This window comes from Roseivivax sp. THAF30 (genome assembly GCF_009363575.1).
In the GTDB taxonomy this organism is placed as follows: Bacteria; Pseudomonadota; Alphaproteobacteria; order Rhodobacterales; family Rhodobacteraceae; genus Roseivivax; species Roseivivax halotolerans.
Genome location: NZ_CP045389.1, coordinates 1,313,837 through 1,328,280, shown reverse-complemented (window position 1 = coordinate 1,328,280; position 14,444 = coordinate 1,313,837). Strand labels below are relative to the sequence as shown.

The following is a 14,444-nucleotide window of genomic DNA, read 5'->3' as shown; positions in this document are numbered from 1 at the left end:
AGGAGAAGACGCGGATGACGCTCACGCTCGACAACGTCTCGAAGATGGTAGGGACAGAGACCCACATCCATCCGACCGACATGGTGCTGGAGCCCGGCACGATGAACGTGCTGCTCGGCCCGACGCTCTCGGGCAAGACGTCGCTGATGCGTCTGATGGCCGGGCTCGACCAGCCGTCCACGGGCCGCATCCTCTGGCAGGGAGCGGACGTGACCGGTATGCGCGTCCAGGACCGCAAGGTCGCGATGGTCTACCAGCAATTCATCAACTACCCGTCGATGACCGTCTACGACAACATCGCCTCGCCCATGCGGCTTCTGGGTCTGGGCAAGGCCGAGATCGACCGCAAGGTGCGCGAAGCGGCGGATCTCATGCAACTCTCGCCGATGCTCGACCGCAAGCCCCTGGAATTGTCGGGCGGCCAGCAGCAGCGCTGCGCGCTTGCCCGCGCGCTGGTGAAGAATGCCGGTCTCGTGCTGCTCGACGAGCCACTGGCGAACCTCGATTACAAGCTGCGCGAGGAGCTGCGCGCCGAGATCCCGAAGATCTTCGAGGAATCGGGCTCCATCTTCGTCTATGCCACGACCGAGCCTGAAGAAGCGCTGCTTCTGGGCGGTCAATGCGCGACCTTGTGGGAAGGCCGGGTGACGCAATTCGGGCAGACCCCCAGCGTCTATCGCAAGCCCGCGGACGTGACGACGGCGCGCGTCTTTTCCGATCCGCCGATGAACTTCCTTCAGATCGAGAAACGCGGCGACCGGATCGAATTCGGCAATGGACAATCGACGCCTGCGAAGGGACTCGGCGCCTCGCTCGCCGATGGTGCCTACACCGCCGGGTTTCGGCCGAACCATCTCGAACTTGAGGGCCATGAAGGCGCTATGAGCTTCGAGACGACCCTCACCGTCACCGAGATCACGGGCTCGGAGACGTTCATCCACCTCGATCACCACGGCGAGCGCTGGGTCGGACTGATACACGGCGTGCGCGCGCTGACGCCCGGCCAGAATGTGACGGTCCATCTCGATCCCGCGCATGTCTACCTGTTCGACCGGTCGGGCGCGCTCTGCCAGGCCGCACCTTACGCGGAGGCCGCCTGACATGGCCAAGATCACGCTCGACAACCTCGCGCATTCCTATCTGCCGAACCCTTCGGGAGAGGACGATTACGCGCTGAAGGAACTCAACCACGACTGGCAGGACGGCGAGGCCTACGCGCTGCTCGGCTCTTCGGGCTGCGGCAAGTCCACGCTCCTCAACATCATCTCGGGTCTGTTGCACCCGAGCCAGGGGCGGATCCTGTTCGACGGGCAGGATGTCACCCATCAGGCGACGGCCGAGCGCAACATCGCGCAGGTGTTCCAGTTTCCGGTCGTCTACGACACGATGACCGTGCGGGAGAACCTCGCCTTTCCGCTCAAGAACCGCCGGATGCCCGCCGACGAGATCCGCCGCCTCGTGCAGAAGGTCGGACACATGATCGGCATGGAGGCGCAGCTCGACCGCAAGGCGCGCGGCCTGACCGCGGATGCCAAGCAGAAGATCAGCCTCGGGCGCGGCATGGTGCGCGAGGACGTGAATGCGCTTCTCTTCGACGAGCCGCTGACCGTGATCGACCCGCACATGAAGTGGGAGCTCAGAACGCAGCTGAAGAAGCTGCATCACGATTTCGGGCACACGATGATTTACGTGACCCACGACCAGACCGAGGCGCTGACCTTCGCGGACAAGGTCGTGGTCATGTATGACGGCCGTGTCGTTCAGATCGGCACGCCGCAGGAATTGTTCGAGCGGCCCGCCCACACCTTCGTGGGCTACTTCATCGGCTCGCCGGGGATGAATGTCTTCGACGCGGAAATCTCGGGCAGCGAGGCACGCATCGGCGAGGCGCGCATCGCCCTGCCCGCCAGCTATGCGACGGCGGGCGGCAAGACCCAGCTCGGCGTCCGGCCCGAATTCATCCGCCTCGTCGAGGGCGGCGACGGCATCCCCGCCAAGATCCTGCGGATCGAGGATGTGGGCCGCCACAAGATCATCCGCCTCGATGTCGCGGGGCGCGAGATCAACGCGACCCTGTCCGAAGGCACGCCGGTGCCCGCCGGGACCGACCGGATCACCTTCGATCCCGAAGGCATCAACGTCTACGAGAACGACTGGCGCGTCGCGCCCAAAGGCCAGAGGGAGGCAGCCTGATGAACAAGACCGTCAATCAGAAGGCCTGGTTCCTCGTCCTGCCGGTGCTGATCCTCGTGGCGTTCTCGGCGGTGATCCCGCTGATGACCGTGGTCAATTACTCGGTTCAGGACACGTTCGGGAACAACGTCTTCTTCTGGAACGGCATCTACTGGTTCGAAGAGATGCTGGCATCCGAGCGGATGTGGAACGCGCTTGGCCGCCAGGTCGTGTTCTCGTCGATCATCCTCGCCATCGAGGTGCCGCTCGGCGTTTTCGTCGCGCTCAACATGCCCAAGAAGGGCTTCTGGGCCTCGTTCTGCCTCGTTGTGATGTCGCTACCGCTGCTCATTCCGTGGAACGTCGTCGGCACGATCTGGCAGATCTTCGGCCGCGTCGATATCGGCCTTCTGGGCCATACGCTCGATGCGATCGGGATCAACTATAACTACACCCAAGGCTTCTACGCCGCGTGGACGACCGTGATCGTCATGGATGTCTGGCACTGGACGTCGCTCGTCGCGCTTTTGGCCTATGCGGGCCTCCAGTCGATCCCGGATGCCTATTACCAGGCCGCCAAGATCGACCAGGCCAGCCGCTGGGCCGTCTTCCGCTATATCGAGCTGCCCAAGATGCTGGGCGTGCTGATGATCGCGATCCTCTTGCGCTTCATGGACAGCTTCATGATCTATACCGAGCCGTTCGTCGTGACCGGCGGCGGGCCCGGCAATGCCACCACCTTCCTGTCCATCGACCTTGTGAAGATGGCGCTGGGGCAGTTCGACCTCGGCCCGGCGGCAGCCTTCTCGATCATGTACTTCCTCGTCATCCTCGCGATTTCCTGGGTGTTCTACACCGTGATGACGAACCTCGACAAAAGGGATGCGAAATGACCGATACGAGTGCAGCCCCCGGCGCCGCCTCGATCCCGGGCGATGTCACCGCAGCCAAGCCGCGGACGGCGACGGCAAAGCGCTTCCGTCCGAACGGGTCGGCCATCGTCATGGGCCTTTACCTGCTCTTCCTGATGCTGCCGATCTACTGGCTCGTGAACATGAGCCTGAAGACCAATTCGGAGATCCTCGGGACCTTCTCGCTCTGGCCGCGCAACCTGACCTTCGAGAATTACGTGACCATCCTGACGGATGCGTCCTGGTACATGGGCTACGTGAACTCGCTGATCTACGTGATCCTGAACACGGTCATCAGCCTCGCGGTCGCGCTGCCGGCGGCCTATGCCTTCTCGCGCTACAGCTTTGTCGGGGACAAGCACCTGTTTTTCTGGCTCCTGACGAACCGGATGGCGCCGCCCGCGGTCTTCGCCCTGCCCTTCTTCCAGCTTTATTCCTCGGTCGGGCTGTTTGACACGCATATCGCGGTGGCGCTGGCGCATTGCCTCTTCAACGTGCCGCTGGCGGTCTGGATCCTCGAAGGGTTCATGCGCGGCGTGCCCAAGGAGATCGACGAGACCGCCTATATCGACGGCTATTCCTTCGGGCGGTTCTTCACGCGGATCTTCATGCCGCTCATTTCCTCGGGCATCGGCGTCGCGGCGTTCTTCTGCTTCATGTTCTCGTGGGTGGAGCTGCTGCTGTCGCGCACGCTGACATCGGTCGACGCGAAACCGATCGCCGCGACCATGACGCGGACGCAAGGTGCGGCCGGGATCGACTGGGGCGTTCTCGCGGCGGCGGGCGTGCTGACCATCGTGCCGGGCGCGCTCGTGATCTATTTCGTGCGGAACTACATCGCGAAGGGCTTTGCCCTGGGGAGGGTGTGATGAGCGATCTTCTCAGCGCCTCCGCGGCGGCCTTCGGCCGTCTTCCGCGCCGGGCGTCACGCTCGCCCGTCTTCACAACTTCGCCGCGAAAGGAGACCTGACATGGCATGGATGGCATGGACCTGGCCGACGGCGGCTTTCTTCGCAGTCATCGCGGCGCTTCTGATCACCTTCACGATCCTCGCGGTCAAGTATCCCGAGACGCCCCGCCGGGGCATCCTCGGGATCGAGACGACGCGCGGTGACCGGCTTTTCATCACGTTGTTGATGTCGGCCTTTCTGAATTTGGCGTGGCTGGGTTTCGGGATCGCCCCGCAGCCCTACGCGCTGATTGCCTGCCTCGTCCTCGCAGCGGGGATCTTCCGCTTCGTGTGAGGGGCAAACACGACCAACGTTCAAAAAGGGAGGAAACAATGAACGTTTCACTAAGAACGACCACCGCCATGGCGGTTGCGCTGGGGCTGGTATCCAGTCCGGCCTTCGCCGACATGGAAGCGGCGATGGAGTTTCTCGACTCCGAGATCGGCGATGTCTCGACGCTGACGCGCGAAGAGCAGGAAGCCGAGATGCAGTGGTTCATCGATGCCGCCCAGGAATTCCAGGGCATGGACATCAACGTCGTCTCCGAGACGATCACCACGCATGAATATGAAAGCCAGGTGCTCGCGCCCGCCTTCTCGGCGATCACGGGCATCAACGTCACCCACGACCTCATCGGCGAGGGCGACGTGGTCGAGCGTCTGCAGGTGCAGATGCAGTCGGGCAACAACGTCTATGACGCCTATGTCAACGACAGCGACCTGATCGGCACGCACTGGCGCTATGGCCAGGCGCGCAACCTCACCGAGTGGATGGCCGGCGAAGGCGCAGACGTGACCTCGCCCACGCTCGATCTCGAGGACTTCATCGGCACCCAGTTCACCACCGGGCCCGATGGCAACCTCTACCAGTTGCCCGACCAGCAGTTCGCGAACCTCTACTGGTTCCGCTACGACTGGTTCAACGACGAGAAGAACCGTGCCGATTTCGAAAGCGAATACGGCTACGAGCTCGGCGTTCCGGTCAACTGGGCAGCCTACGAGGACATCGCGGAGTTCTTCACTGGCCGTGACCTGAGCCACATGGGCGTGGAGCAGGAAATCTTCGGCAACATGGATTACGGCAAGAAGGACCCGAGCCTCGGCTGGCGGTATACCGATGCCTGGATGTCCATGGCTGGCATGGGCGACACGGGTGAGCCGAATGGCCTGCCGGTCGACGAATGGGGTATCCGTGTGAACGAGAACTCCCAGCCCGTCGGCGCCTGCGTCGATCGCGGTGGCGCCACCAACTCGCCCGCGGCGGTCTATGCCGTCGACAAGGCGATCGAGTGGCTGCAGAACTACTCGCCGCCCGCCGCTGCCGGCATGACCTTCTCCGAGGCCGGCCCGGTCCCGGGTCAGGGCAACATCGCGCAGCAGATGTTCATGTACACCACCTTCGTGGCGCCGCTGGTCGACAGCCCCGAGGTGATGAACGAGGATGGCACGCCGAAATGGCGCCTCGCCCCCTCCCCGCATGGCGTCTACTGGGAGGAAGGCATGAAGGTCGGCTACCAGGACGTGGGCTCCTGGACGATCCTCGACTCGACCCCGACGGATCGCGCCAAGGCCGCTTGGCTCTACGCGCAGTTCGTCACCTCCAAGACGGTCGACGTGAAGAAGGCCGACGTCGGCCTGACCTTCATCCGCGAGAGCACCATCAACTCCGAGCACTTCACCGAGCGCGCGCCGCGTCTCGGCGGCCTGGTGGAATTCTACCGCTCGCCCGCACGGACGCAGTGGTCGCCCACCGGCACCAACGTGCCGGACTATCCCAAGCTCGCGCAGCTCTGGTGGCAGAACATCGGTGATGCGATGTCGGGTGCCAAGTCCACGCAGGAAGCGCTCGATACGCTTTGCGCGGACATGGAAGACGTGATGGCCCGCCTCGAGCGCGCCGGCGTCCAGGGCGATCTCGGCCCGGTTCTCAATGAAGAGCAGGAGGCGTCCTACTGGCTCGAGCAGCCGGGCGCACCGAAGCCCGCTCTCGAGAACGAGGACGAAGAACCTCAGACCGTCTCCTATGACGAGCTGATCCAGTCCTGGCAGGAGTAAGGCTTGCCACAGCGCGCGCCGGGGACATCCTCGGCGCGCGTTTTTAGTGCGCGCCGGCCTTCGGGAACGGGCTCGCTTCGGGAACTGACTTATCTCGCTCTTTCCAAAAGAAACGCGCCCGCTTTCGGAAGAAAGCGGGCGCGTCGTCGTTCAGGATATCGGCAGGATCAGAACGGGCTGTCGGGGTAGTAGAACTGCTCCGCGTTCTCGGGCGTGATCAGGACCGAGCCGATGGTGAACGTGCCGGAAACCGGCGCATTCGACACCATGCCGACCGCGGTCATCTCGATGGCCGTTGCGATCATCGACGGCGGATAGGTCACGTCGGCCGGGATCATCTCGTCGCCATCCATGACGCGCTTGACCATCTCCTTCATGCCCGCGCCGCCGAGGACGAACTGGATGTCGTCGCGTCCGGCCGCCTCGATTGCCGCCAGAACGCCGACGGCCATGTCATCGTCCGAGGCCCAGACCGCGTCGATCTGATCGTGCTTCTGCAGGAAGTCCTGCATCACGTTGAAGCTGTCATCGCGGTTCCAGTTGCCGTGCTCCATGTCGATGATGTTGATGCCGGAGCCTTCGATGGCCTGTTCGAACCCTTCCACGCGTTCGTTGTCGATCGTCGTCGGGATGCCGCGCAGAACGACGATATCGCCACCGTCAGGCATCTGGCTGACCATGTATTCACCCGAAACGCGGCCGAAGCCCGGATTGTCACCGGCGACGTAGAGATCCTCGATGCCGTCCTGGCTGAGCCCGCGGTCGACCACGGTGACCCAGGTGCCATTCTCGGCGACGGACTGGATCGGCGGGGTGAGAGGATCGCTCTCGAAGGGCAGCACGACCAGCGCGTCGATGCCGCGCGTTGCGACCATGTCCTCGATATCGTTGACCTGCGCGCCTGCATCCGAGGCGGCCGTCAGCACGAAGTCGAGCTGCGGATAGGTCTCTTCCAGGCGCTCTACCGTCTCTTGCGCGTGGAAGTTCATGCCGCCTGCCCAGCCATGCGTCGCGGCGGGGATCGACACGCCGATCACGGTCGTATCGTCTTGGGCCCAGGCTGTGCCGGACAGTGCCAGCATCGTGCAGCCCAGAAGTGTCGTCTTCATGTAAGACATTTCGGTTCCTCCCAGTTGATCGGCCGGGCTCTAGCCCTTGGCCTTGGCTTCTCGCTGCAGAATGACCGCGAGAATGATGATGACCCCCTGGATCGCGCCATTGAGATAAGGCGAGACCAGGTCGGTCAGATTCAGGATGTTGTCGATGAGGCTCAGGATCAGGACGCCGATGACGGTGCCCCAGACCCGGCCGAAGCCGCCTTTCAAGACGGTGCCGCCAATGATGACCGCCGCGATCGCCTCGAGTTCCCACAGAAGGCCGGTCGAGGCGGACGCGGAGCCGAGACGCGGCACGTACATGATGGTTGCGATCCCGACGAAGAGGCCCAGCATCGCGTAGGTCAGAAGCCGCGTCCGGTTCACATCGACATTCGAGTAATGCGCCACCGCCTCGTTCGAGCCGATCGCCGCGCAGTGCCGGCCGAACCGCGCCCGGCTCATCAGGAATTCGCCGATGATGACGACGAGCGCGAATACGATGATCGGCCACGAGATCCCGAGAATCCCATCGAAATAGACCGGCCGGTAGAACGTGCGGAGCCCGAAATCGAGCGACAGCGTCCCGCCGTCTGCGAGCCATGTGACGAGGCTGCGGTAAATCCCCATCGTGCCGAGTGTGACGATGAACGCCTCGATCCCGACGGTCGTGATGAGAAAGCCGTTGAGAAGCCCCGCGAGGATGCCCGCGACCACCGCGACCGCCATCCCCAGCAGGATGATCGGCACGCCCACCCCGAGCGAGGGGAGCGCCGCGTTCATGACGAGGATCATCAGCCCCGCGATGAAGGCCGCCATCGAGCCGACAGAGAGATCGAGCCCGCCCGCGGTGATCACGAAGGTCATGCCGACCGCGATGATCCCGATGAAGGCGGAACGCGCGAGCACGTTGGTGATGTTCGCCGCACCGAGGAAATTGGAGTTCATCATCGCCCCGATCGCGATCAGGACCAGAAGCGCGAGGATCGGGCCAAGCACGCTCATCGAGGGCAGGCTGCGCCGCGCGCGGGTATTCGTCGTCTCGGAAGTCATCAGGCCACTTGCCCCTCGTCATTCGCGCCAAGACCGACCGCGAGCCGCACGATGGCGTCCTCGGTCATCTCATCGCCTGTCAGCATGCCGGCCACCGCTCCCGTCCGCATGACCATCACGCGGTCTGACAGGCCGATGACCTCCTGCATCTCCGAAGAGATCATCACCACGCCGTGGCCCTGCCCGGCGAGCTCTCGCAGGAAGGTGTAGATCTGCTGCTTCGTGCCGATATCGATGCCTCGCGTCGGCTCGTCCGCGATCAGGATCATCGGCTCCGATTGCATGATCTTCGCAAGAAGCAGTTTCTGCTGGTTGCCGCCCGAGAGGTTGCCCACCGCCATGTCGCGCTGACCCGCGCGGATGTCGAACTCGCCGATGGCCTTGTCGAGCGCCCGGTCTTCGGCTGCGCGGTCGATCATCCAGCCGCCGAAGCGGTCCAGCGCTTGCAGGGTCAGGTTGACCCGCATCGACTTGTCGAGCAGCAGCCCGCGCAACTTGCGGTCTTCGGTCAGGTAGCAGAGTCCATGATCGAGCGCGTCGCGTGGTTTCGAGATCGCAACGGGTTGCCCGCCGATCTCGATGCGTTCCGCGCGGGCCGGGCGTAGTCCGCAAAGGCCCTCGAAGGTCTCGGTGCGGCCAGCCCCGATCAGGCCCGCGACGCCCAGAATCTCGCCGCGCCGCAACTCGAACGACACGTCCTGTGCGTATCCCGGAACGGTCAGGCCGCTGACACGCAGCATCACCTCTTCGGGATGGCCCGACTTTTCGGGGTACAGGTCCGAGACATCGCGCCCGACCATCGCCGTCGCCATGCCGTCTTCGCTGATATCGGCGGCGCGACCGTCATGCACCACCGTCCCGTCCCGCAGGACCGTGACGTGATGCGCGATGGCCGAGACCTCGCCCAGCTTGTGCGAGGTAAAAAGAACCGCCGTGCCCTGCGCTGTCATCCGGCGGACCTGTTCGAAAAGGATCTCGGTCTCCGAGCCCGTCAGCACTGCCGTCGGCTCGTCCATGATGAGAACGCGGGCGTCGCGGCTGAGCGCCTTGGCGATCTCGACCATTTGCTTGTCCGAATTCGACAGCTCCGACACCTTCGTGTCGGGATGCGCACGGCAATTCACGCGATCCAGATAATCACGCGTCAGCCGCCGCATGCGGCGCTTGTCGAGAAACGGGCCACGCCGCAGCTCGCGCCCGAGAAAGATGTTCTGCTCGACCGTCAGCTGCTCGGCGAGGTTGAATTCCTGGTGGATCATCACGATCCCGGCTTCCTCACCGTCATGCAGAGAGCCGAACGTGACCTCCTCGCCATCGAGGAGTATCCGGCCCGAGCTTGCGGGCTGGTATCCCGCGAGGATCTTCATCGTGGTGGACTTGCCAGCCCCGTTCTCGCCGATGAGCGCGAGAACCTCGCCCGCACGCAGATCGAGATTTATGCCATGAAGCACCTCGACCGGACCGAAGCTCTTGCGAACCTCGCGCAAGGAGAGGACCGGCTCGCCCGTCATATCTTGACCCATGCGGCATCGTCCTTCGACGACGCAACGCAGGCGCGGATGAACGCCATGCCCTCGAGGCCGGCGGCAAGACCAGGCAGCTTGCCCATGACCGTCTCGCGCGCCTCGCCGTTTTGCGCGGCGCGAATGGCATCGGCCGCCTCTGTATAGAGGGTCGCGAAGGCCTCGAGATATCCTTCGGGATGGCCCGGCGGGATGCGGCTGACCGATGTGCCTGCCTCTATGGCGCCCGCTCCGTTGCGGGTGATCCTGCGCGACGGCTCCCCGTGCGGCGTGTGCCAGAGATAATTGGGATCTTCCTGCGCCCATTCGAGACCGCCGGCCTCACCGAAGATCCGCAGGCGAAGCCCGTTTTCGCATCCCGGCGCGACCTGGCTGCACCAAAGCATGCCGCGCGCGCCGCTCTCGTAGCGCAGCATGACATGCGCGTTGTCGTCGAGCGCCCTGCCCGCGCCGAAGCTCTGCAGATCGGCCGCGAGCCGTTCCGGCACCTGCCCCGTCACGAAGGCTGCGAGATTGTAGGCGTGGGTGCCGATATCGCCGATGGAGCCGCCCGCACCGGAGCGCGCGGGGTCCGTCCGCCATTCGGCCTGCTTGACGCCTTGGGTCTCCACGTCGTCGGTCATCCAGTCCTGCGGATATTCGACCTGCACGACCCGCAGCGTGCCGATCGCGCCGTCAGCCACCATCGCCTGGGCCTGACGCACCATCGGGTAACCGGTGTAGTTGTGGGTCAGGATGAAGAGCGCCTGGCTCTCTCCGACGGCCTTTGCCATCGCCTCGGCTTCATCGAAGGTCGCCGTCAGGGGCTTGTCGCAGATGACGTGGATGCCGCGCTCGAGAAACGGCTTTGCGGCGGCGAAATGTACATGGTTCGGGGTCACAATGCTGACCGCTTCAATGCCGTCCTCCCGCGCCGCTTCGGCCTCGGCCATCTCCTCGAACGAGCCATAGGAGCGGGCGGGATCGAGACCCAGTGCCTCTCCGCTTTTCCTTGCCTTGTCGGGAGTGGAGCTGAGCGCCCCCGCCACGAGATCGAAATGCCCGTCGATGCGACTCGCGATCCGGTGCACGCCGCCGATGAATGCGTCGGCGCCGCCGCCGACCATGCCCAACCTGATCCGTTTCATGTGTCCAATCCCAGCATCTTCCGGTTCGTGGCTTCGTCGATATCGCCGCCCGCGAAGTCGTCGAAGGCGTGCGGGGTGACGCGGATGATGTGATCGCGGACGAAAGCCGCGCCTTCGCGGGCGCCATCCTCGGGATGCTTGAGCGCGCATTCCCATTCGACGACGGCCCAGCCGTCGAAGTCGATCGCGGCAAGCTTGGAGAAGATCGCGCCGAAATCGACCTGTCCGTCACCGGGAGACCGGAAGCGGCCAGCGCGGTTCACCCAGGACTGGTAGCCGCCATAGACGCCCTGTCGGCCGGTCGGATTGAACTCCGCGTCCTTGACGTGGAACATCTTGATGCGCTCGGCATAGATGTCGATATTGTCAAGGTAATCAAGACATTGCAACACGTAGTGCGACGGGTCGTAGAGCATGTTGCAGCGCGCGTGACCGTCGAGGCGTTCCAGGAACATCTCGAAGGTCACGCCGTCATGCAGATCCTCCATCGGGTGGATCTCGTAGCAGACATCGACACCGCACGCGTCGGCATGATCGAGGATCGGACGCCAGCGCGCGGCAAGTTCGTCGAAAGCGGTGTCGACAAGGCCCTGCGGCCGCTGCGGGAACGGATATACGAAGGGCCAGACGAGCCCGCCCGAGAACGTGACATGCTGGCCGATGCCAAGCTTGTTCGACGCGGTCAGTGCCTTTTTGACCTCCTCGGTCGCCCAGGCTTGCCGCTCTTTCGGCTTGCCCTGCACTTCGGGCGGGGCAAAGCCGTCGACCCAGGCGTCGTAGGCGGGATGTACGGCGACGAGCTGGCCCAGGATGTGAGTGGAGAGGTCCGTGACCTCGACCCCATTGGCGCGCGCTGTCCCGACCCATTCATCGCGATAGGTGTCCGACGTGGCGAGCTTGTCGAGATCGACGAGCCGCGCATCCCAGGCCGGCACCTGCACGCCTTCATAGCCGCAATCTGCAGCCCAGCGCGTTATGTTGTCCCATGAATTGAACGGCGCCTCATCCCCGGCGAACTGCGCCAGGAACAGGCCGGGGCCCTTGATCGTCTTCATCTGTCCTCCCTCTCCAAGCCGCGCACAACTCCTCAATTATGCATCGACTCAGCTTTCTGTAATCGATTACATCAGCCTCGGGTCTTGCAGGCAAGCCTCAATCTTGCTCCGAAGCGCAAACAAGGAGAACCGATGAGCCCACGCGTCCGTATCGCAGATGTCGCCGCCGCCGCGGGCGTGTCGACGGCCACCGTCAGCCGGACGCTGTCCTCGCCCGGCCTCGTGGGCGAGAAGACGCGCGAACGGGTCATGGCCGCCGTCTCCGCCACGGGCTACAGGATCAACGCCGCCGCGCGCGATCTGCGCCGACAGCAGCCGCGGGCGATCCTGGTTCTCGCACCGAACCTCGCGAACACGTTCTTCAGCCGGATCATCGCCGCCATTCAGGATGTCGCGCGACAGGCCGGGCTTGCCGTGCAGATTTCGGACAGCCGCGCGGGAACGGATGTGCTCGAGGCCATCGTTCAGAGCGGGCGGGCGGACGGCATCGTGCTGCTCGACGGCGCGCTGCCGCCGGACATGGTCCGCAACTGGACGCTGCCCGTCATCCAGCTTTGCGAATGGAACGACGGCTATGCCCTGCCGGGGCTACGCATCGACAATGCCGCCGCGGCGCGGGTTGCCGTCGATCATCTCGCCGCCCTCGGGCACGAGCGCATCCTGCATGTCTCCGGGCCTGGCGAGAACGTGTTGAGCCAGGCACGCCAGGCCGGCTTTCAGGACGCCATGACCGCACGAGGCTTGCCCGCCGATATCCATGATGGCGGGTTCACGATCGAAGCCGGGGCGGCCGCCGCGCATGTCTGGGCCGCGATGGCGGACCGTCCGACGGCGGTCTTCACCGCGTCGGACGAATGCGCCTTCGGCTTCATTTCGGAGTGCTACCGGCTGGGCTTCGAGGTGCCGCGCGACGTGAGCGTGATCGGGTTCGACGACGTCGACTTCGCGGGCCATTTCATCCCGCCGCTCACCACCATTCACCAGCCGCGCGCGCGTCTGGGACGTCAAGCCGCCGAACGGCTGGTCTCGGCCCTTCTGGAGGATACGCCGCTCGGAGAGGGCTACGACCAGATCCCGCCGCATCTCGTGATCCGGTCCAGCACTACGGCATACAGAGCGAAAACACAGGGCGGATCGGCCGCCTGATCGGGCCTGTTCCTGATGCGGCCCGGAAACCGTTTCCTGGCTTCGGCCAGCTCCGGGGGCGGCACCGACGCCGCGCCAGACAAGCGCGCAGAGGACCTGGGCCGCCGCATCTCCAAGCCGCCCTTTTGAGGGTCCGCATTTGTCAAACGCGCTCTTCAGACACGTAAATGGCGGCCCCGAAAGATCGGGGCCGCCATGCGCGCAGGATGAGCGGCTTACTGCTCGAGCACGCTTGCGAGGTTTTCGCGCGCGCTGTCGCTGATCCAATCGGACCAGGTGTCCTGATAGTTGGTCAGGTAGTAGACCGCGCCTTCTTCACCCGAGGCGGAGTTGTCTTCCATCCAGGCAACGATGGTGTTCATCGTATCTGTCTCGAAGGTCATGTTCGACAGGAACTCCGTCAGCTCGGGATACTCCTCGGAGAAGCCCGTGGTGACAGCTGTCTTGATCTCCGCCGGCGGGAAGGACGTGCGGCCGACATCGGTTGCGCCCGGGTTCTGCGCCGCTTCGTGAGCTTCCTGATTGTATTCGCCCATATCGACCTGGACCATGTCGTAGCGGCCGATCACCGCGGTCGGGGCCCAGTAATAGCCGAACCAAGGCTCCTCGTTCTCGAAGGCCGAAGCGATGGAGGTTGCCAGCGTCTCGCCAGAGCCGTGGTTGAAGATTTCGATCCCGGCATCCGCGACGCCGAAGGCCGGCAGGAGGTTATCGTTGAAGACCCGGCAGCCCCAGCCTTCGGGGCAGTTGTGGAAGCGCCCGCCAACCAGCTCGGGGTTTTCCAGAACGCCGTCGATCGTGGTCAGCTCGGGATGTTCTTCGGCAAGGTAGGCCGGAATCCACCAGGCATCGACACCGCCCGGATCGAGCACGGCGCCCAGCTCCACGATGCTGCCTTCGGATTTGAGGCGCTCATAGACTTGGCCGGTCGCGTTGGTCCAAAGCTCGGTCACGATGTCGGGCTCGCCGTTTTCGGCGACCGATGTCACGGCGGGCACCGTGTCGGAGGGCACGATGGAGACGTCGCAGCCATAGCCCTGCTGCATGATGAAAGTGGCCACGTTGGTCACGACCGAGGCCGACGCCCAGTTCATTTCGGTGATCGAGACTTCGCCGCACTCACCGCCATCCTGTGCAAAGGCCGGAGCGGCGAGGAGCGTGAGGGCGGTCGTCAAAGCAAGCTTTTTCATGTGATCCCTGTCTTCGGTTGTTGAACTTTGCGAGGCGCATATCTGCGATCTGCGCTCCGCTTCGGTGTCGGTTTCGTGAACCGGCCCCCCCATAACGCCGATCGCCCCGCGGCTACAACCGCCCTCCCGGTCCCGTTTCATTTGGCGGATGGTCTGGAAGAACGTTCGG

13 protein-coding genes are annotated in these 14,444 nt (G+C 64.1%); 7 read left to right on the top strand and 6 right to left on the bottom strand.

All coding sequences use genetic code 11. The features are described 5' to 3' along the window. Nucleotides 1–14: 14 nt before the first annotated feature. From FIU91_RS06490 to FIU91_RS06465, 6 genes are all read left to right on the top strand, one after another. Nucleotides 15–1,100, top strand: a complete 1,086-nt coding sequence (locus tag FIU91_RS06490; protein WP_152461870.1) for an ABC transporter ATP-binding protein — start codon at nt 15–17, stop codon at nt 1,098–1,100. Nucleotide 1,101: 1 nt separating this feature from the next. Next, a complete protein-coding gene (locus FIU91_RS06485; protein WP_152461869.1) occupies nt 1,102–2,193 on the top strand; it encodes an ABC transporter ATP-binding protein in 1,092 nt (363 codons plus the stop codon). Then, entirely contained in the window at nt 2,193–3,065 is an 873-nt protein-coding gene (locus tag FIU91_RS06480; RefSeq protein ID WP_093013948.1) for a carbohydrate ABC transporter permease, read from the top strand. The genes FIU91_RS06485 and FIU91_RS06480 overlap by 1 nt, the downstream gene beginning before the upstream one ends. After that, entirely contained in the window at nt 3,062–3,952 is an 891-nt protein-coding gene (locus FIU91_RS06475; protein ID WP_172974953.1) for a carbohydrate ABC transporter permease, read from the top strand. The genes FIU91_RS06480 and FIU91_RS06475 overlap by 4 nt, the downstream gene beginning before the upstream one ends. A gap of 102 nt (nt 3,953–4,054) precedes the next feature. After that, entirely contained in the window at nt 4,055–4,327 is a 273-nt protein-coding gene (locus tag FIU91_RS06470; RefSeq protein WP_093013951.1) for a DUF2160 domain-containing protein, read from the top strand. A 38-nt stretch (nt 4,328–4,365) separates the two neighbouring features. Then, nucleotides 4,366–6,087 carry an ABC transporter substrate-binding protein gene (locus tag FIU91_RS06465; protein WP_093013954.1) on the top strand — a complete coding sequence of 574 codons (1,722 nt, stop codon included), beginning with the start codon at nt 4,366–4,368 and terminating at the stop codon, nt 6,085–6,087. Between the two features lie 167 nt (nt 6,088–6,254). Here FIU91_RS06465 and FIU91_RS06460 read toward each other — a convergent pair whose 3' ends face one another. The 5 genes from FIU91_RS06460 to FIU91_RS06440 are packed head-to-tail and all read right to left on the bottom strand — an operon-like array spanning nt 6,255 to nt 11,939. Next, on the bottom strand, nt 6,255–7,196 hold the full coding sequence (locus FIU91_RS06460; RefSeq protein ID WP_093014035.1) for an ABC transporter substrate-binding protein: 942 nt from the start codon (nt 7,194–7,196) through the stop codon (nt 6,255–6,257). A gap of 39 nt (nt 7,197–7,235) precedes the next feature. Beyond that, nucleotides 7,236–8,234 (bottom strand): ABC transporter permease, encoded by a 999-nt coding sequence (locus FIU91_RS06455; RefSeq protein WP_172974952.1) that lies wholly within the window; start codon nt 8,232–8,234, stop codon nt 7,236–7,238. Then, on the bottom strand, nt 8,234–9,757 hold the full coding sequence (locus FIU91_RS06450; protein WP_371418265.1) for a sugar ABC transporter ATP-binding protein: 1,524 nt from the start codon (nt 9,755–9,757) through the stop codon (nt 8,234–8,236). The genes FIU91_RS06455 and FIU91_RS06450 overlap by 1 nt, the downstream gene beginning before the upstream one ends. Continuing rightward, a complete protein-coding gene (locus tag FIU91_RS06445; protein ID WP_152461868.1) occupies nt 9,742–10,884 on the bottom strand; it encodes a Gfo/Idh/MocA family protein in 1,143 nt (380 codons plus the stop codon). The genes FIU91_RS06450 and FIU91_RS06445 overlap by 16 nt, the downstream gene beginning before the upstream one ends. Beyond that, nucleotides 10,881–11,939, bottom strand: a complete 1,059-nt coding sequence (locus tag FIU91_RS06440; RefSeq protein ID WP_093013960.1) for a sugar phosphate isomerase/epimerase — start codon at nt 11,937–11,939, stop codon at nt 10,881–10,883. Before FIU91_RS06440 ends, FIU91_RS06445 begins: the two co-directional genes overlap by 4 nt. 132 nt (nt 11,940–12,071) lie before the next feature. On the opposite strand from FIU91_RS06440, the gene FIU91_RS06435 reads away from it, so the two are divergent. Next, nucleotides 12,072–13,085: a LacI family DNA-binding transcriptional regulator gene (locus FIU91_RS06435; RefSeq protein ID WP_152461867.1), complete on the top strand. Its 1,014-nt coding sequence runs from the start codon at nt 12,072–12,074 to the stop codon at nt 13,083–13,085. Between the two features lie 215 nt (nt 13,086–13,300). Here the strand turns inward: FIU91_RS06435 and FIU91_RS06430 are convergent, their stop codons facing one another. Beyond that, a complete protein-coding gene (locus FIU91_RS06430; protein WP_152461866.1) occupies nt 13,301–14,275 on the bottom strand; it encodes an ABC transporter substrate-binding protein in 975 nt (324 codons plus the stop codon). Between the last annotated feature and the right edge of the window lie 169 nt (nt 14,276–14,444).